This is a genomic window from Pantoea nemavictus (assembly GCF_037479095.1).
In the GTDB taxonomy this organism is placed as follows: Bacteria; Pseudomonadota; Gammaproteobacteria; order Enterobacterales; family Enterobacteriaceae; genus Pantoea; species Pantoea nemavictus.
Map to the genome: position 1 here is coordinate 2240378 of NZ_JBBGZW010000001.1, position 19817 is coordinate 2260194.

The following is a 19817-nucleotide window of genomic DNA, read 5'->3' on the forward strand; positions in this document are numbered from 1 at the left end:
TCCTGACGGACCGGCGGCGATTCGCTCCTGCTCAGCGCCGCCTCTCGCCGCATCCCTGCGGCTCGCCCTGGAATCCCTCACTCGTTCAGCGGGTTGGGATGTCGCCTCAAAACCCGCGCTGCAGCATCAATGCTTATTTCTTAGTAACCATCGCGATAACGCCTGTAGGGTCGCCATTTATGGCGACTACCTAAATTAACCTATTTAAAATCCGCATACGGCGTGAGCGGCTGCGGAGGCATGTCCATATCGCCGTTCCAGCCAGACAATGAGTAGCGCATAAAAATCAAGCCGTGGCTGGGGGTGTAATCCTTCGCCTGCTGAATATCCATCGCCAATCCCACTGACCAATGCGGCGTTATGCGGCGCTCCACCAGCGCCTGCAAGGTATAACCGAAACCCGTGCCCGAACTGCTGTCTGAAGTGGGATTCGATGCCAGCGCAAAGCCGGGATTGAGCGGATAACGCGGCTGCCCATCAGTGTGCGACTGCGACCAGGAAACCGAGCCGCCGAGATCAAACGACCAGTTTTCCGTGCGCTGGCGATACGTCACCGGCACCGACAACGAGAAGTATTGCTGCGGGCTGTAATAGCCGCCCTGGCCGAAGGTGTAGTCGCTGAGATCTTTCTGGTAATGCCACAGCATGCTGTTCAGGCCAATAGTGGCGCGGCGATTATCTTCATTGACCAGTTTGTAGTAATAGCCCGCCATCAGGCGTTCGCGGCTATTATCCGCGACGTTTTCGCCCGTCAATTGATGCGCGCTGAGATCGGCCCATACGCCATGGGCATCGCCCGTATCGTAGCTCAGGCCGAGCGAGCCGCCGGTCGCGACCACGCCGCCCCAGGTTTTGCCGCCGTGAGTCGCTGGATCACGTGCGCCTGCATACGCCAGCAGCGAGCTAGAGATCGGTCGGCGTGAGGCGTTAAACGTGAGGCCAATGTCATCGACGTCGGTTTTCCAGCTGACGCCGCCAACCCAGTTGCTGGTCGCAAAGCCGATCGGCGTAGTGCCGAGATCGGCCGACCAGCGCTGGTTATGCCAGCCCACGCCCAACGCGGTGCCTTCATCACGCTGGGTGAAATCGCGGCTGCATCCGCCGGCGTTGGCATCGTTACAGCTGCCGAATGGCTCATTGTGGCCGCCGTTTGCACTGGAGAAGGTGCCCGCCGAAACCAGCACATGATCAACGCGCACAAAGCTACGGCCGTCGGCCAGCGGCGTCTCCGCCTGCATCATCGTGGTGTGCGCGGTGAAATCGGAGGTACCACCGTTGCCTTTATTGCGCGAGTAATCCTGCTCCAGCATGAACGTGGTGTCCTGCTGGCGATAGAGATCGGCGGCGTCACTGCGGATGCTGCGTTTCAGCCACTCATCCTGCGGTTGATTGCGGGTTAGGGCGGTATAACCCTCATTATCCTGTGGCTCGTCCGGGCTGATACCGCGTGCCGCCATCGCCAGCTGATAATCTTTTTGCGCTCGTTGCGGCTGCTGTTGCTGACGTTCCAGCCGCGCCGCATCGCGATAGGCTAGCGCTTTCTCCTGTGAGGGGGCCAGTTTCGCGGCGCGGATTTTCAGCTCATCGAACAGCTGTTGGGCACGCTGCGTATCGCCGCTGTTTTGCCAGGCGAGTGCCACACGCCGCCCGCTGTAAACGCTTTGCTGCGCCACGCTTGCCGGCAAGGTTTGCAAGGCGCGATGCGCTGCCGTTGTCTGTTTCAGCGCGATCATGGCTTCGATGCGCCCCAGCGCTTCTTCGCCGCGCGCCAGCACCTTCTTCTGCTGCAGACGATCGGCCAGGTCGTGCATGTTGCTGTCCCATTGCCCAGCAGGCAGACGACGCAACATGGCCAGCGCCGCGTCATCGCGATCGCCAGAGGCCAGCCACAGCGCTGCGGCATACAGCGCCGCCGGTTGCTGTGGATGCTGTTGCACCATCGTCTCCATCACCTGCGCGCCCTGGGCTTCGCCGCCGCCATTGCGTAGCGCGCCCGCCAGCCGATAAGCCAGCCAGATATCGTCGGGGGTTGCCTGCATCGCCTGGCGATATTTGTCTGCCGCCTGATGCCACTGGCCTTGTTGCGCCAGCGCATCGGCTTCGGCCATCAGCGCATCCGTACGCAGCTGTAGCAGCCGACTTTTCGCCGTGCTGTTGCTGCGATCAAGGCGCAGCGCCTGCTGCCAGAAGTTCTCTGCCTGAGCAGTGTTTTTGCGCGCCTGCGCCACATCGCCAAGGCCAATCAACGCCCAGCTATCGCGATTATCCAACGCTTGCGCGCTGCGATAATACTGCTCAGCTGTCGCCATCTCGCCCTTTTTCAGCGCTGCATCGCCGCTGTCGATCGCCAGCCAGTAGCGGTTGGTTTGCAGCAGCGACTGCCATTTGCCGATCTGCGTGCTGGCCTGGCCAGCCTGAATCGCCTTCTCCAGCCAGCCAATTGCCGCCGTGCGATGATTGGCCCGCGCCTGCGCCTGGCCCATCGCGCCCATCAGTTCGGCATCGTGCGGATTGGCTTGCAGCGCCGCACTGAGGGCGGCAATCGCGCCCGCGCCGCCACCGGCATCGACCAGCGCCAGTCCGCGCATGCGCTGGCGATAAGCCGGATCGGCGAGCATTTTTTGCTGGCGTGCCAGCTCTTGCGCACCGCGCTGCTGGGCATCGCCTTCGGTGAAGGTTTGCAGATATTGCTGTAGGCTGGCGACGCTGCGTTGGCTCACCGGCTGATTCTGGATTTGCTGCAGCCACAGCTCGGAGGCGGCATCGCGCCCGCCGTTGCGGTTGGCAAGACGGCGCAGCTGAGTAAAAGCTGCGCCCGGCTGATTATTGTCAAATGCCATGCGCGCCAGCTGCAGCTCCACGCCGATGTTGCCGGGATAGCGCTGCTCCAGCGCCTGCAGCTGTTGATACGCTTGCGGCTGCAGGCCGGGTAGACGCGCCACCAGCCGCCAATACTCCAGCTCGGTATTCACATCCGGAAACACGCCGTGGAAGAGCGCATCCCAGGCGGCTTTGGCTTCCACGACGTGTCCGGCGGTGGCGAGCAGGCGCGCCTGCTGCAGCTGCTGGCGGCCATCTGCGGTGATCAGCCGTAAGCCCGCTTCTGATTCACGTGTGGCGGCGGCATTCGGTGCCACACGCTGCAGTTGCGCCAATAAGGTTTGCGCTTTGGCCTGATCGCCCTGGCGCAGCGCCATACGGATTTGCGCTGCCAGCACCTGCGGATTGTCGGGATCGATTTTCTCCAGCCGATAGAGCGATTGCTGTACCAAATCGAGTTTGTTGGTCGATTCCCCGGTGCGGATCTGCACCAGCAACCACTCAACCGGCGCCACCTGCGGGCCAGCTGGAGTCGCACCCGCGCCTGCCAGTAGACCCAGCGCGCTGGCGATCAGCACGCCAGGCCGCAGTTTATTCATCGTCATCCAGCTCGGCCAGACGGCGACGGCTCACCATGCGCATCAAGCGCCAGGCCATCAGCGCAAACAGCACCACGACGACGACCGCGCAAAGCGCCAGCCACACCGGATGGGTGGCGAGCAGATTCCATAAGCGCTCCCACCACGGCAGGTGACCAACGTAATACGTGTCGCCGACGCGCAGGCTGTTCACGCCCGATTCACGGATCACCGTGGCGGAACCGAACACCGCCGCGCGTTTGCCGCTGTCGAGCAGCGCGTTATTCAGCAGCTCCCAGCCGCGTGGGCTGTCGGCCAGCAGCGCGACCACGCTGCGTTGATCGTTAAACGGCGACTGGAAGCCGACAATCGCGCCCATCGGTCCGCGTGAGCTGATGGTGGTTTGGCTTTCCACGGTGCGATCGCTGTCCGATATTGGCAGGCTTGGTGTCGTCATGGCGCGTGCGGGCATGTTGATCCAGCTGCGCGCCGCGTCGGCCAACAGGTTGATCTTGCCATCGTCCTGCAGATCCGGCGGAATGTCGCCGATCATCAACACATCGGCATCGCTCTGTTGGGCTTTACGCCAGTCATCGCTCATCTGCACGCGCAGTGCGGGATAGCCGGTTTGCGCGCCGATGCTGCCCAGCGCATTCAGCAGGGTGCTGACTTCATTGTTGCTCGGCTTAGGCTGAACCAGCACCAGCGTTTGCGCCAGATCGGCGTAGCGGCTGTAAGGGAAACCGGCGTTGGCGAACGCCGCCAGCGAGGGCATTTCGATGTAGTGACGATAGCCGGAAAAATCGATGCTGGAGGTATCGTCGATCACCACATGATGTCCCACCGTAGTGACGGTTTCGCAGCGGCCATCGGCGGTGCCGCCAATAAAGGTGTTGGCGTAATCAAAGTTGAAGCGCAGCTGATTCACCACCCCGAGGCGCAGCGCCGGTATGGTTAACTGGCGATTGCTGTCCTGCAAACCCTGCATCAGCGGAATACGCATCAGCTGCTGACCGGCGCTATCTTTCGCCGTCAGCGGATAGTCCTGCATGAACTGATTGTTGAGATGCACCGCCAGCCGCGAACCATCCTGCTGAATTGGTGAGGTGTAGCGGTAGTGCAGATCCATATCGATGCCGCGTGCGCGCACCAGGAACAGATCCGGCGGCAGATTCAGCGTCAGGCTGATGGGGTTAGGCTGTAAGCCGTCGCCCTGTAGCTGGTTTTGATATTGCGTCAGCTCGGCAAAGGTGGTGCGGCGATCGGTGCGCACCCAGTTAGGCGCGTCATAGGCCTGACGCGGCGCCAGCAGCTTCACGCTGTCAATGGTCGCGGTCTCACCGCGCAGCAACAGCTGGCCCTGGGCAATACCTTCCACCGCCGTTAACAGATCGTTGTCGTCACGCCCAAGAATCAGCAGCATCTTCTCGTACGGATTGTCCGGCTGATTCACCATCGCTACCGTTGGTTTCTCTACCGGCGGCAAATCTTTCAGGAAGTCAGGACGATGATCGTTGGTGGCAAACACCACTGCGTGCTGCTGATTCGGCAACTGGTTATACAGCACCGGGAATGACTGACCACGCCACGCGGCTTTGCTGCCAAACCATGAAGCCAGAATAGCGGCGGCGCGCTGCTGCACTAGAGTTGGCTGGGCGTTGAAAACCATCGGCAGCTGCAATGGGCGGCTGTCGCGCGTATCAAAAAACGGCTCCGGGAAATGCGACAGATCGTTCTTCAGCGGTAACTTCTGCAGCGTCAGATCGAGTTTGCTGGCTTTGCCAATATCCAGCCAAATAGTGCTGTTGGCCGGATTCTCACACACGTTGGCGTAATGACCGACCAGCTCCAGACGCACGCGGTTAAAATCGCTGATGAAACGCGGATCGATGGAGATTTGCGTTTGATTCTCTTTGCCAAGCTGCTCGGCGGTCACGGTGACCAACCCGACCAGCTCATCATTGAGATAGACCTTGAGCTGCGACAGCGTGGGGATCAGCGCGGGCGAGGGACGATAGCTGAGATTGAGCAGCGCGCGTGTCACCACTTCATCGCTGCGCACGCCGAACTCAATCTGGCTGCTGGGTTCGGTGCCGCGTAGCGTCATGCTGCCTGGCGGCGGCGCGACCTGATTAAACATCAGTTGGCTATCGCGCAGCGGCGCGTTGGCATCGACCAGCACATTCACCTCCGACAGCGGCGGTGACACCGCACTGCCTGCGGCAAACGGTGCAGCAGACTGCGGCGCGGCCTGCGCCAGTGAGACGCAGCCCAGCAGCAGGGCGGTAAACCAACTCAGTTTTCTCATCATGGTCTTATCATCAACTTAAGTGAAATCGGTATTGAGCGACGCAGGCTGGCGCTCAATACGCTGCGGCAGCAGCGTCGCCAGCCAGCTCACCAGCGCGGTGAGCCCACGGAATAAACGGCGCAGCGGCGCGGGTCCATACTCGGCCAGACGCAGGTAGCCTTTAAAACCCAGCAGCATAATGTCGGCCAGACTTTGCACCGGTTTATCTTCCGGGAAGCCGTCCTGCCACAGCGCCCAGGTATCGGCACGCGCAAAGGTGCACTGAATGAATTCGATGTGTTGGCGCGTGGTGAGCTGATGCAGGCGAATGCCGGCGCGACGGCCAAACACGCGCTGCACCTGGCACGGGAAGCTGAACTCCTGCTGGCCCCGACGCAGCAGCAACCACACCGGTTCATCCTCTTTCAGCGCATCGGCTTCTCGCAGCTCAACGCCTACGCCGCCGTCGGAGTAGTCGCGCAGCGTGCACGGCACCATGTGCCCATCCTGACGTGCAATCGCCGCGGGCATGGCGATCTCGACGCGATGCGCTTCGCGGATTTGACGCGCTTCCACCGAAACCGCCACCGCGCCACCGAGGATAATCATGTTGTACAGCACCCATACCAGGCTGACCCAAATGGTGAGCATCTCGTTGGCCGGACCGTAGGCCATACGCCAGAAGGCCATGGCGATACCGGCGATATTCAGCAGCACCAGCATCATGTACGGCTTGGTGATCACCCAATCGAGATGCCGTTCGGCAACTAAACCGCCTTTAGCGGTAACGTTGAACTTGCCTTTATGCGGATTGAACAGCGCCACCGTGGTGGGGCGCGCGATGTACCACGCCAGCACGGTTTCATACACTTCACTCCAGAACGAGTGGCGCCAGCGCCCCTGAATGCGTGAGTTGGTTAAGCTGGTGTGCAGCATATGCGGCAGAACGTAGATGGCAATCGCCAGCGCCGGCGCATAGATGATGTAGGCGTGGCACAGCAGAAACGCCAGCGGCGCCAGCAGGAAGATCAGGCGCGGAATACCGGCGAGAAAGTGCAGCATGGCGTTGGCGTAACACAGGCGCTGCACCAGCTTTAAACCTTTGCCGAACAGCGGATTATCGAGGCGGAAAATCTGCACCATGCCGCGTGCCCAGCGGATACGCTGGCCAATGTGCGCGGATAAACTCTCGGTCGCCAGGCCCGCCGCCTGTGGAATGCGAATATAGGCCGAGGTGTAACCCTGGCGATGCAGGCGCAGCGAGGTGTGCGCATCTTCGGTGACGGTTTCGACCGCAATCCCGCCGATCTGATCCAGCGCGCTACGGCGCAGCACTGCGCAAGAGCCGCAGAAAAATGCCGCATCCCAGGTATCGTTGCCATCCTGCACTAAACCATAAAACAGCGACCCTTCATTCGGCGTCTGGCGGAAGCGCCCCAAATTGCGCTCGAACGGATCGGGCGAGAAGAAGTGGTGCGGCGTTTGCAGCATCGCCAGCCGATGATCTTTCAGGAACCAGCCCATGGTCAGCTGCAGGAACGAGCGGGTCGGCACATGGTCGCAGTCAAAAATAGCGACGTAATCGCTGCGACACACTGTTTTCAGCGCATGGTTGATATTGCCGGCTTTGGCGTGTTCGTGACTGGCGCGCACCACGTAATGAATGCCAACGCTGGCGGCAAACTCGCGGAACTCTTCGCGCGTGCCATCATCCAGCAGATAGATGTTGAGCTTGTCCTGCGGCCAGTCGATGCCCATCGCCGCATAGATGGTCGGCTTCACCACGCTGAGCGGCTCGTTGTAGGTTGGCACCAGGATATCGACGCTCGGCCAGGCAGTAATTTCTGGCGGCATCGAGACCGGCTGGCGATTGAGCGGCCACAGCGTCTGGAAATAACCCAGAACCAACACCGTCCACGAATAGGTTTCTGCGCCAATCAGCAGCAGGCCAAACGTCAGGCTGAGCGGATCGTCCCAGTTGAGGGTTTCGGTATAGCGCCACCAAAGATAGCGGCAGGAGATGGTGAGCGACAAGACGATCAGCATGATGGTGGGCAAACGCCCCGGCACGCGCCGCACCAGCATTGCTAATCCCCACAGCAGCAGCACGAAGACAAACTGCGTAGTGATGCCGAAAGGCTGTGAGATACAGAGCAGCGCCAGCAGGCTGGCAACCACCGCGGCCACGATAAACAGCAGCTGACGTAGCCGTGGCGGCAGCGCCTGAATGCGTTGTTCACTGCGCTGGGCGAGACGCGTTTGCTCCAGCCGGGCGGGCAGCGCGCCGAGCCATTGATACAACGGCTGACGCCAGCGCAACAGCGGCTCAGCGCTGAAACCCTTACGGGTGCGGTGTTCGCGTGGCCGCACCAGCATCAGCCACAGGCTCTGCATCGCATAGCGCAGCACATCCAGCGGACGCGGGCGCAGCGGCGAAATGTGCGGATAGTAACGCTGACGATGTTGCAGGATATGCTGCCAGCCGGGCGTTTCCAGCCGCAGCAGCGACCAGCCGAGCACGCACCACAGCAGATGCAGCGCGATGGTGCAGCGGCCCGCACCATGCTGACGCGCCACGGTGGCGCGGCGCTGTAACGCCTGCCACGCGGGTGGCATCAGCAGCCAGCGCAACGGATTCACGCTGCGCCTCCAGCCACATTCAGCAACAGCCAGTTGGCCAGCGTATTGATCTCTTCACTCGCCAGCGCATGCGGCCGGTATTCGCCCACCGGCTGTTTCATCATCAGCGCTTCCGCCAGCGCTTCATCACGGTGAATCACTTGCGGAATCAGGTTCTTCAGCGAACTGATCCACAGCTGATGCAGATCCTGCTGCAGTTGGCTGTTAGCGTTGAACTGGTTAATAAGGAACAGCGTATGCGGGGAGATGCGCGCGTGATGCAGGCGCAGCTGACAGTTGGCATCCAGCGTCAGTACCTGCAGCAGACGATCGGCGGCGGCGATAAACGATCGCTGCCACGGCAACAGATCCGCCGGGATATCGAGCACAATCCATTGATAATGTGTTTTCAGGGCCGGCAGTGCCTGCAGCAGCGGCGCGGCAAAATCGCCATCGGCCGCGCTGAGCTGTGCACTTTGTGGCGGCGTCAGTGCGCCAAACGGCAGAAAATCCAGCCCGCTTTGATAGCGCTGGGCGCATTGCTGCCACGCTTGCTGTTCAAGCAGCGCGGGCGCCCAGCCCTGCGCGGTGTTGATGGGCAGATTAAAGTGGGCGGCCAGCTGATTGACCGGTGAAAAATCGATGATCAGCACCGATTCCCCCAGCGCATTGAGCGCCCAGCCTAATGCCGCGCTGAGCGAGGTGGCGCCGCAGCCGCCACGTATACCTTGCAGTGCAATCATCGGCATTAACGATCGGGCTCCTGGGCGGCGCTTATTTCACGCAGCAGCGGCCAGCGCGCCATAATGCTATTCAGGCGCGCTTCACGGGCAATATCAATGTAGCGAAATGCCTTAAGAGAAAAGGCCGCGCTTAAGGCATTAATGTCATCATGATCTTCGCTGCCAGACGCGCTCAGCGAAAAAGCATTTTCTATTGTCATTACTTTTTTGCCACCCAAAATCGACAACGGATGAATTGTGATTCTATTTTTTGTAAAGTCTAAACCAGAATATTGCGACGAACTGTGCAGCGATGCGGTTATTTTTTATTTCACCAGTTCCAATCGTTGCCGTCTAGATTAAACTCGCTGCGAGGGTAGCGATCGCGAATAAAATATGAAAAATCACTATGCGCTTGGCCTGCAACAGATTCAGCAGGAATTAAATACCCTGCAGACGCCAGGGTTTTATTGGATTACCAGCCAGCGTCAGGAGGATGCCCGGCTGTTGCTGCGTCAGGTCATTAGCCAGCAAGATGCCGCCACGCTTATCAGCGCAGATGAGAAGCCGCAGGCGCTGTTAACGCCCGATCCGATTGGCGGTCCGGCGCGAATGCCATTATTTTCCCTGCCCGCCAATAAAACCAGCCTGCAGCAGTTTGAGAGCGATCTTTCCCGCGTGCTGAATAATCGCAGTGGCATCGTGCTGTTTTATAGTAATGCCGCCTTGTGGCGTAAATTATCGCAGGATGAGCTGACTATTTGGCTTAAGCGCATGCGTCGTTTGTTAAGTAAAAAACAAATCACGCTGTTAATGATCACCTCCGGTGCTTCAATAATTCACTTACGTAATCATCTGCAAGGTTATTTTCGCCAGCTTGATGGTCTCGCACATTTAGAGTTTCAGCAGGACAGTTGGCAATATCGAATTAACTGGTGGTACGCCGCCGACAAATTACTGGCCGACCGCGCTATCCGTTTGAGTTATGTCGACAATCAATTTATTGCCGTTAATGAAGCGGAACAAAATATTCCCTTAAGCCGCAACGATGAAAACCAATTTCTGGCGCAGGAAGGTGTGCTGGAAGGGGCGCCGCCGCTCTCGGTGCAGTGGCAGCTGTTTAGCGATAATGACCGCGTGTTTTCGCGTGCCCAGCAGGCGAACGCCGCCACGGTCATCTTTAGCCTGGTCCATAACCAGGACATCAATACGCTAGCGAATATGGTCCATAGTTTGCGCCGATCGCGCGGCAGTGCGCTGAAGATTGTGGTGCGTGAAATCAGTACCACGCTGCGCTATAGCGATGAACGTTTGTTGCTGGCCTGCGGTGTGAATGCCATCGTGCCGAACGCCGCCAGTTTGTCGCGCTTTCTGACCACGCTGGAAGGTATTCAGGGACAGCAATTCTCACGACATGTGCCCGCTAATCTCAGCGCACTGATGCAGGCGCTGCAGCCGTTGCAGCAAAAAGGCTATCTGCCGCTCGAGGCGTTTTGTGCGGCGGTGCAGCAGCTAATGAGCAACACGCTGCTTCCCGAGAACGATAAAGGCTTGATGGTGGCATTGCGTCCGGTGCCGCAGCTGAAACCCGAGCAGATTCTGACGCTGTGCAAACCCCGGCGCTTCGGCGATTTGGTCACGCTGATTAACGATCGCATCTATCTGTTCCTCTCTTCATGCCGATTCAATGACCTGGATATTGCGCTGAAATCGATCTTCTCGCTGCCGCACGATGAGCTGTTTAGCAACCGCATGGTGTGGTTTGAAGACAATCAGATTTTATCGGAGGCGCAGAAAATTCGGCAGCTGACGCCGGTGGCGCTGCGCGATGTCACCGAGCAGCCGCTAGCCGTCGCGCCGGTCAGTGCCCCTGCAGCAGCCGCCGCGCGCGCCGCACAAACGCCGCAGCCGATCACGCTCAATCTTGATGGAGCAGAGCGCCGATGATGCTGATGGATTGGGTGCAGGTGGCGATCCTGCTGTTACTGATTTTACTGTTGCTGAAATCACTGTTTGGGCGCGGAGTCGCGCGCCGCAGCATCAACCCGCTGATGCGATGGTTGCCCACCCGCGCGCTGAAATCAGAAGGCCAGTGGCAACGCAAAGCGAAGAAAACGGATAAACATGGATAACAGATTGACGTGGCGCGGCCTTGGTGGCTGGAATTTTTACTTTCTGATCAAATTTGCCCTGCTGTGGTACGGCTATCTCAATTTCCACGCGCTGAGTAATCTGGCCTTTCTGGCATGGCTGCTGTTGCCGCTGCCGGGTTTGCGTCTGCATCGCCTGCGCCAGTGGATTTCGCTGCCGATTGGCGTGGCGCTCTTCTGGCACGATACCTGGCTGCCGGGACTCAATTCGATCATGAGTCAGGGAAGCCAGCTCGCCAGCTTTTCGCCAGGTTACCTGCTGGACCTGCTCAACCGCTTTATCAACTGGGAGATGATTGGCGCGGGCTTGGTACTGCTGGTGCTGTATCTGTTTATCGCGCAGTGGATTCGCGTCACCGTGCTGGTGACGCTGATGCTGATCTGGCTGAATGTGCTGACCATCGCCGGACCAGCAGTGAATTTACTGCCGAGCCGCGCGGCAACGCCCACCGTGAAGCTCGAAAATGCGCCAGCGGCGAAAGCGCCGGATGGCCTCGATCAATCCGCGCCGCCGACCAGCGCCAATTTAACCGCATGGCTGAACCGCTTTTACGAGAGTGAGCGCCAGCGTGCGACGCACTTCCCGGAAGCGCTACCTGCCGATTCGCAGCCGTTCGATATTCTGGTCATCAACATCTGCTCGCTGTCGTGGTCTGATTTGCAGGTGACGCAGCTACGCGATCATCCGCTGTGGCAGCACTTCGATATTCTGCTCAATAACTACAACTCGGCCACCGGCTACAGCGGCCCGGCGGGGATTCGTCTGCTGCGCGCCAGCTGCGGGCAAAGCTCGCACAGCGATCTGTATAAAGCCACCGATCAGCGCTGCTATCTGTTTGATAATCTGGCGAAGCTGGGCTTTAAGCAGCAGCTGATGATGGATCACACCGGCGTGTTTGGTAACTATCTCAAAGAGCTGCGCGAAGAGGGCAATCTGCAGGCGCCATTGATGTCGCAGGCGGGTATAGCGCCAGAAGTGACCTCGTTTGACGGCTCGCCGGTGTTTAATGATGCGCAGCTGATGCAGCGCTGGCTCGACGATCGCAGTAAGAGCAGCGATGCGCGCAGCGCGACGTTCTATAACCTGATTCCGCTGCACGATGGCACGCGCGAACTGGGCAGCACGCGCAGCGCCGACTGGCAGCCGCGTGCCAAAGTGCTGTTCGACCAGCTCGATGCCTTCCTGGCTAATCTGGAGAAGTCCGGCCGTCGCGTGATGGTGCTGGTGGTGCCGGAACACGGCGCGGCGCTGCAGGGCGACAAAATGCAGATGTCGGGATTGCGTGATATCCCCAGCCCGGATATCACCCATGTGCCGGTTGGCATTAAGTTTGTCGGCATGAAGGCAGCGCATCAAGGCCAGCCACTCAGCGTTGAGACGCCAACCAGCCTGATGGCGATCTCTGAAATCGTGTCGCGCGTGGTGGATGGCCAGCTATTTAACGCGCCGAACGTCAATATGTCGCTGCTGACCGATAATCTGCCGCAGACGCCGGTGGTGTCGGAGAACGATAATGCGGTGGTGATGATGTATCAGGGCAAGCCGTGGATCCGCCTGAACGGCGGCGATTGGGTGGCGTATCCGCAGTAGTTCGGCGCGGGCATTAGTGAGGTCGCCATGAATGGCGTAATGCTCGTCAGTTAAGCAGCGTACTGGCATCGCAGGGGTTCCGCCCGCTAAGCGTATGGCAGTTTCAGAATGTGTGAAGCAGGCGGCCGGGCTAAGGTCCGAAGGCGCGGACCTTAGCAATCCGCGCCTGCGCCGTCCTCGCTGTTCCCTCGCTTATCACTCCGGCCTGACAGACCGCGCGGATTCGCCATCCCTGGCTCATGCCGCGCTTTCGCCGACGTCGTATCGGCTCATCCTGGCCGTCACTCTGCGCTCGGTCGCCGCACGGCATCGCTGAAACTGCCTCAGCCGATGGCGAACGAAAGTCGCTCAGCGCTTAACTGATCGGCATTACGCCATGAATGGCGACCCTTCAAGATGGGCATTCATTTGCAATAACACCTGCCTAATTCCGAATCACTTCATAAATAACCCAACTTGCTTACTTTTCGCCGATATCCCGGCGAAAAAAACGCATGAACTGGGATATACTCGCTGCGAATTTCATCTCATGACTCGCCTTTGATGGCCTGGAGAAGTTTTGTTGCGCGTCAGTCGTTCTCTAACGATAAAGCAGATGGCGACGGTTTCCGCCGTGGCGATGGTGACCATCTGCATTTTTATTGTCATCCAGCTCTTTCACTTTGTGCAGCAGCGCAGGATTGACTACGCCCAACAAATGGAAAATGTGGCGCATACCGTGCGTCAGCCGCTCTCAGATGCCGTGTTGAAAGCCGATATTCCCCAGGCCGAGCGCATTCTTAATACTTTGAAACCCGCCGGTATTTTATCGCGCGCTGATGTGGTGCTGCCGAACGCGTTCCAGGCGCTGCACGCCGATTTCGCGCCGGAAAAACCGGTGCCGCGCTGGGTGGCGCGCCTGTTTGAGCTGCCGGTGCAAATCACGCTGCCGCTCTATTCGGTTGAGCGCTCTGGCTTGCCAAAGCCGATTGCGTATCTGGTGCTGCAGGCCGATTCGTCGCGCGTCTATCAGTTCCTGCTCAGCACGTTATCCACCATGATCACCACCTATCTGCTGCTGGCGCTGATCCTTTCGATCTCCATCAGCTGGTGCATCAACCGCTTGATTGTGCATCCGCTGCGCGATATCTCGCGTGATTTGCAGGAGCTGCCGCCGCAGGCGATTTTGACGCACAAAATGACGCTGCCGCATAACCATCGCGATGATGAAATCGGCATGCTGATTCGCAGCTACAATCGCAATCAGCAGGTGCTGGAGTCGATTCACGACGAAATGAGCCGTATGACTACCCATTTCGCCGTGACGGATCTGCCTAATCGCGCGCTGTTCCTTGCGCTGCTCGAACAACACATGAGCCATCAACGTAACCGCCAGGCGTGGGGACTGATGGTGATTCGTATCGAGACGCTGCAGGAAGCCAACGGCGTTTTGAGCGATGAGCAGCGCGATACGCTGATGTTGACGCTAGTGGAGAAGATTCGCAGCACCGTGGACGATCACGTGCTGCTGGCGCAAACCGGGCCGAGCGACTTCGCCTTGCTGATGAAGCGCGCGCACAATCCGTTCCGCGCCATGCGCCTGGCGCGCAATCTGATGATTCGCATCAATCAGCCGGTGAACCTGCAACAGCTGCAGCTGCGGCCTAATGCCAGCATTGGTCTGGCGCTGCACGAAGAGAACAGCATTTCGGCCAGCGAGCAGCTGGATCGCGCTACATCGGCGATGATGTCGGCGCGCCATCAAGGCAAAAACCAGATTCTGTTCTTCGACCCGGCACTCACCGAGCGCGCGCAAAAGCGCTTAACGCAGGAACATGACATTCTGCAAGGTTTGCAGGAGGATCAGTTCTCCCTCTATCTGCAGCCGCAAATCAATATGGAAACCGGTGAATTGGCCGGTGCCGAAGCGCTGCTGCGCATGCGCATGCCGGATGGCAGCTATGGCTTATCGGAAGAGTTTATTGCCAGCGCTGAAGAGATTGGCGTGATTTCGGCGATTGGTCGCTGGGTGTTTGAAGAGGCCTGCCGCATTCTTGCCGGCTGGCAGAAGCAGGGCATTAACATCCCGCTCAGCGTTAACATCTCGGCGGTGCAGCTGCGCGATGCCAGCATGGTGAGTCATTTGCAGGGCTTACTGGAGCGCCATCGCATTGCGCCGGGCAACTTCGTGCTGGAAATTACCGAAACCGCACAGATTGGTGATGCCGAACAGGCGATTGCGCTGCTGCGCTCACTGCAACAAACCGGCGTGGCCGTCGCGCTTGATGATTTCGGCATGGGTTACTCCAATCTTAACTACCTGCATCAGTTTAAAGCGCTGCCGGTGAACAAGCTGAAAATGGATCGCAGCTTCGTCGCGGCACTGCCCGATGATGACACCATGGTACGCATCGTGGCGGCGATTGCCGACATCATTCACCTTGATGTGATCGCTGAAGGTGTGGAAACCGCCGAACAGCGTGACTGGCTGCTGGCGCGCGGAATTACTATAGGGCAGGGCTACTTATATGCTGAAGCGCTGCCGCTCAACGTCTTTAATCAACGCTGGCTCCAGACCCCGCAACTCCCTGAATAATCACCTTGGTTATTGATTTTCCTTATAAAATTACAGCGAAGCGCTAAGCTGAAGCGTTTCAGTTCATAGTTAGAGTTTTGTAACTTTTGTAAGGAATGTTAGGGGATATTAATCTTGTTAACAGGGTGTTATTTTCCTCGCCATCGGTAAGGTTTTACGCTTCTGGCGGCTTGCCGCATGCGTTACTCCACAACAATGGCGGTGCAAACCGTCTTACTGGACACCTGTTATGAAAATCTTAAAAAGCCTCTACTTGCAGGTCATAGTTGCCATTGGCATCGGCGTCCTGTTGGGCCACTTCTATCCTGAGTTAGGCGCACAAATGAAGCCGCTCGGAGATGGTTTCGTTAAGCTGATCAAGATGATCATCGCCCCCGTTATTTTCTGTACGGTGGTGACCGGTATTGCCGGCATGGAGAGCATGAAAGCCGTTGGACGTACTGGCGCGGTCGCGCTGCTGTACTTTGAAGTGGTCAGCACCATCGCGCTGATCATCGGTTTGGTGGTGGTCAACGTGGTGCAGCCGGGTGCGGGCATGAACGTTGATCCGGCCACGCTGGATGCCAAAGCGGTCGCGGTTTACGCCCAGCAGGCGGAGCAGCAGGGCATTGTCGCCTTCTTACTGGATGTGATCCCGAATAGCGTGGTCGGCGCCTTCGCCAGCGGCAACATTCTGCAGGTATTGCTGTTCGCTATTCTGTTCGGCTTTGCGCTGCATCGTCTGGGCAGCGCCGGCACGGTGATGTTTAACGTTATCGAAAGCTTCTCGAAAGTGATCTTCGGCGTTATCAACATGATTATGCGTCTCGCGCCAATCGGAGCCTTTGGTGCCATGGCCTTTACCATCGGGAAATATGGTGTGGGATCGTTGGTGCAGTTGGGCCAGCTGATCATCTGCTTCTATATCACCTGCGTGCTTTTCGTGGTGGTGGTGCTGGGGCTGATTGCCCGCTTCGCCGGCTTCAACATCTTTAAATTTGTCGCCTACATCAAAGAAGAGCTGCTGATCGTACTCGGCACGTCGTCTTCCGAGTCTGCGCTGCCGCGTATGCTGGATAAGATGGAGAGGCTGGGATGTAAGAAATCGGTGGTGGGCTTGGTTATCCCTACGGGTTACTCCTTCAACCTTGATGGCACCTCGATTTATCTCACCATGGCGGCGGTGTTTATTGCGCAGGCGACCAATGCGCATATGGATGTGTTCCATCAAATCACGCTGTTAGTGGTGCTGCTGCTCTCCTCTAAAGGCGCAGCGGGTGTCACCGGCAGTGGCTTTATCGTGCTGGCGGCAACCTTGTCGGCAGTGGGACATCTGCCGGTAGCCGGTTTGGCGCTGATTCTGGGTATCGACCGCTTTATGTCGGAAGCGCGTGCGCTGACCAATTTGGTCGGTAACGGCGTGGCGACCATTGTGGTAGCCAAGTGGGTTGGCCAGCTGGATGAGAAGCAAATGAACGCGGCGCTTTCTTCAGCGAAAAAGGTGAAAAACGCATCAGAAACCGCTGCGTAAAAGGCTATTTGCGTTAATTTGCCGAGAAATGCCCGCTGTCGCTTGCCCTGACAGCGGGCATTTGCATAATAAACCCCATTGATTTTTTTCCCGATTTTTTGCCTCGTTGCGCGACATCCTGACCTTCTCGTGGTCAAAGAGTCTGTTATTAAATAAACGTGGCGGCAAACTGCCGCACCGGTCACCCCAGATGTGGCCGAACATGCCGCGCTAACGAGCGTTGATCTGTTTGAGTAGGGGTTCACATGCAGGGCACCAGAATTCGGCTTTTGGTTGGCGGATTGCTACTGGCAGCATCCGGTTTTGGCGTGCAAGCCGAGACGCTCCAACCCGATCCCGCCTGGCAGGAAGGTAAACTGGACAATGGTTTTAGCTGGCAGCTGCTAACCACACCGCAACGTCCCAGCGATCGCATTGAACTGCGCCTGATTGTTAACACCGGTTCACTGGTGGAGAGCGCACAACAAACCGGCTACAGCCATCTTTTATCGCGTTTGGCGATGGTGCATAACGCCACGCTGGACACCAATCAGCAACGCGCGCTATGGCAACAGGCCATGGATCCGCAACGTCCGCTGCCGCCTGCCATCTCTTCGTACGATTACACCCAATACAATCTCAGCTTGCCAAACAACCGTCCGGATCTGTTGAAAGAAGCACTCAACTGGCTGGCGGCAACCGCCGGTAAAATGACGATTAATGAGCAAGTGGTGTCAACCGCGCTGACGGCGACCGATCCGATCGCGACCTGGCCCACGAATACTCAGGATGTGTGGTGGCGCTATCGCCTGAAAGGTTCGGCGATGCTGGCGCACGATCCCGGCGAGCAGCCGCGCGCGCCGGTGGATATCGCCCAGCTCAACAGTTTCTATCAGCAGTGGTATACGCCCGATGGCATGACGCTGTATGTGGTCGGCAATGTTGACAGCCGCAGCATGGCGGAGCAGATCAATAAAGCCTTCTCGCCGCTGAAAGGCAAGCGCGTGGCGCCTGCTGCGTTACCGACGCTCTCACCGCTGCCGCATCAGCCGGTTAATCTGGTGAATGGCGGGATGAGTCAGGATCGCCTGTCGCTGGTATGGGATACGGCGTGGCAACCCATCCGTGATTCGCAGAATTTGCAGCGCTACTGGCAGAGCGATTTGGCGCGTGAAGCGCTGTTCTGGCACGTGCAGCGCGCTCTGGCGGACAGCAAAGCGCAAAGCGTACAGGTTGGCTTTGACTGCCGTGTGCTGTATCAGCGTGCGCAGTGCTCGATCAACATGGACAGCCCGAATGCCTCGTTGCCACAGAATATGAATCAGGTGGCGAAAGAGCTGGCGGCGGTGCGTGATAAAGGATTGCCGCAGGAGGAGTTTGATGCGCTGATGGCGCAAAAGCTGCTGGAGCTCAACAAGCTGTTCGCCACTTACGCACGCACCGATACCGATATTCTGATGGGACAGCGTCTGCGCTCGCAGCAAAATGCGGTGGTGGATATTGCGCCAGAGCAGTATCAGAAACTGCGCCAGACGTTCCTCAGCGAAATGACGCGTGACCAGTTAAATCAGGAACTGCGCCAGCAACTGTCGCAGGAGCTGACCATGGTACTGATTCAGCCACAGGGTGAAGCCGAGACCAATGTGAAGATGCTGCAGGAAAGCTGGGATAAAGTGATGAAGCTGCCAGATGCGCCAGCGGCACCCGCTAGCCCGGAAGAAGTAAAACCAGACAACAGCGCCGGCGCGTCGGAACAATCTCCACCTTCCTCGTGACATCCCCAAAATAATTCGAGCCGCAGCTGCGGCTCGAATTATTCCGTAATGCCAACTTGTTACGCATAGCGAACAAATCGCACTTTCTGTAGCGGCGCGATTTATCGCGCAATAAATTGCGCCGCTACGATTTGTGCGCGCTGTGATGTTGGTTTTATCCCTTAACTGACGAGCAATGCTCGAATGATGGTTGGGATTACGTTTTGGCTCTAAGCCACTCTGTCACCAGCATCGGCCAGCTGGCGAGCGGAAGGTCCGCCACGCCACGAATACCAAATCCGTGGCCGCCTTTCTGGTAGAAGTGAATCTCCACCGGCACCTTGTGCTCCCTTAGCGCGCTGAAAAACACCATGCTGTTATTCACCGACACCGACTCATCGTCGGAGGCGTGAATCAGCAGCGTCGGTGGCGTTTGTGCATGCACACGCGTTTCCAGGGAATACGCCTCTATCATCTTTTGATCCGGCCACGCGCCGAGCAAGCGGGTGCGCGCGCCTTCGTGGGCCAGACCTTCACGCATGCTGATCACCGGATAGAGCAGCACCATCGCATCCGGGCGCGGCGAGAAGCTGTCGGCCTGATCCTGCACCGGATAGAGTTTATCGCCGAAGCGTGTGCCGAGACTGGCGGCAACGTGTCCGCCAGCCGAAAAGCCCATCATCACGATGTATTTACCGTTCATGCCGCGCTGTGCACGTTCACGTAGCACGCGCACCGCACGCTGCGCGTCGGCCAGCGGCGCGTCTGGGCCTTCATGATGTCCATCGTACGGCAGGCGGTAGGTCATCACCGCCAGCGTGTAGCCCATTGAGGTGAAGAAGGTTGCGAGCGCGCTGCCTTCACGGTCAATTAGCACGCGCTGATAACCGCCGCCTGGCGCGACTAACAGCGTGATACCGTTCGAGGTTTCCGGATGCCAGAGGGCAATTTCCGGGCAACGCACGCCGGTGGCGGCGCGGTCATAAGGTTCGTACTCTTTGGCGAGATCGACGATCTGCGGCTGAGCGCGCGAATCGCTCGCGCCTGGCGCATCACCGTGTGGCCAGATATTGATAATTTCTGTGTGCATAAGTCAGTCCTGAGCGAGTCATGTTGTCGTTATTCTTTTCGCGGCCGGAGTCACAGCGTCCTGCTGTTATTGATTAAAACATGGTCTCTTTTGCGGCTGACGTCCAGCCGAAAACCGGCGATTTCACCAGTTTCAGACT

General features: G+C 58.3%; 12 protein-coding genes. 6 read left to right on the plus strand and 6 right to left on the minus strand.

The features are described from left to right. Nucleotides 1–200 precede the first annotated feature (200 nt). The 5 genes from WH298_RS10270 to bcsR are packed head-to-tail and all read right to left on the minus strand — an operon-like array spanning nucleotide 201 to nucleotide 9250. Complete coding sequence (locus WH298_RS10270) at nucleotides 201–3419, minus strand: cellulose synthase subunit BcsC-related outer membrane protein (RefSeq protein ID WP_180822798.1); 3219 nt, start codon at nucleotides 3417–3419, stop codon at nucleotides 201–203. Continuing rightward, nucleotides 3412–5709: a cellulose biosynthesis cyclic di-GMP-binding regulatory protein BcsB gene (bcsB, locus tag WH298_RS10275; protein WP_180822799.1), complete on the minus strand. Its 2298-nt coding sequence runs from the start codon at nucleotides 5707–5709 to the stop codon at nucleotides 3412–3414. The genes WH298_RS10270 and bcsB overlap by 8 nt, the downstream gene beginning before the upstream one ends. A 15-nt stretch (nucleotides 5710–5724) precedes the next feature. Further along, a complete protein-coding gene (gene bcsA / locus WH298_RS10280; protein ID WP_180822800.1) occupies nucleotides 5725–8328 on the minus strand; it encodes a UDP-forming cellulose synthase catalytic subunit in 2604 nt (867 codons plus the stop codon). Continuing rightward, entirely contained in the window at nucleotides 8325–9056 is a 732-nt protein-coding gene (gene bcsQ, locus WH298_RS10285; RefSeq protein ID WP_180822801.1) for a cellulose biosynthesis protein BcsQ, read from the minus strand. The genes bcsA and bcsQ overlap by 4 nt, the downstream gene beginning before the upstream one ends. After that, complete coding sequence (gene bcsR, locus WH298_RS10290) at nucleotides 9056–9250, minus strand: cellulose biosynthesis protein BcsR (protein WP_180822802.1); 195 nt, start codon at nucleotides 9248–9250, stop codon at nucleotides 9056–9058. The genes bcsQ and bcsR overlap by 1 nt, the downstream gene beginning before the upstream one ends. A 175-nt stretch (nucleotides 9251–9425) precedes the next feature. On the opposite strand from bcsR, the gene bcsE reads away from it, so the two are divergent. The 6 genes from bcsE to WH298_RS10320 all read left to right on the plus strand — a co-directional run bounded on the left by bcsE (nucleotide 9426) and on the right by WH298_RS10320 (nucleotide 18609). Then, nucleotides 9426–10976 carry a cellulose biosynthesis protein BcsE gene (gene bcsE / locus WH298_RS10295; protein WP_180822803.1) on the plus strand — a complete coding sequence of 517 codons (1551 nt, stop codon included), beginning with the start codon at nucleotides 9426–9428 and terminating at the stop codon, nucleotides 10974–10976. After that, entirely contained in the window at nucleotides 10973–11161 is a 189-nt protein-coding gene (locus tag WH298_RS10300) for a cellulose biosynthesis protein BcsF (protein WP_009127772.1), read from the plus strand. Before bcsE ends, WH298_RS10300 begins: the two co-directional genes overlap by 4 nt. Further along, on the plus strand, nucleotides 11154–12770 hold the full coding sequence (bcsG, locus tag WH298_RS10305; RefSeq protein ID WP_180822804.1) for a cellulose biosynthesis protein BcsG: 1617 nt from the start codon (nucleotides 11154–11156) through the stop codon (nucleotides 12768–12770). The genes WH298_RS10300 and bcsG overlap by 8 nt, the downstream gene beginning before the upstream one ends. Before the next feature lie 562 nt (nucleotides 12771–13332). Next, on the plus strand, nucleotides 13333–15345 hold the full coding sequence (gene hmsP / locus WH298_RS10310; protein WP_180823714.1) for a biofilm formation regulator HmsP: 2013 nt from the start codon (nucleotides 13333–13335) through the stop codon (nucleotides 15343–15345). Nucleotides 15346–15574: 229 nt separating this feature from the next. Next, nucleotides 15575–16855 carry a dicarboxylate/amino acid:cation symporter gene (locus WH298_RS10315; RefSeq protein ID WP_180822805.1) on the plus strand — a complete coding sequence of 427 codons (1281 nt, stop codon included), beginning with the start codon at nucleotides 15575–15577 and terminating at the stop codon, nucleotides 16853–16855. Nucleotides 16856–17100: 245 nt separating this feature from the next. Further along, nucleotides 17101–18609, plus strand: coding sequence for a M16 family metallopeptidase (locus WH298_RS10320; RefSeq protein WP_180822806.1), 1509 nt, complete (start codon nucleotides 17101–17103; stop codon nucleotides 18607–18609). A gap of 196 nt (nucleotides 18610–18805) precedes the next feature. On the opposite strand, the gene WH298_RS10325 is transcribed toward WH298_RS10320, so the two are convergent. Next, complete coding sequence (locus WH298_RS10325; RefSeq protein ID WP_009127782.1) at nucleotides 18806–19678, minus strand: alpha/beta hydrolase; 873 nt, start codon at nucleotides 19676–19678, stop codon at nucleotides 18806–18808. Nucleotides 19679–19817: the final 139 nt, after the last annotated feature.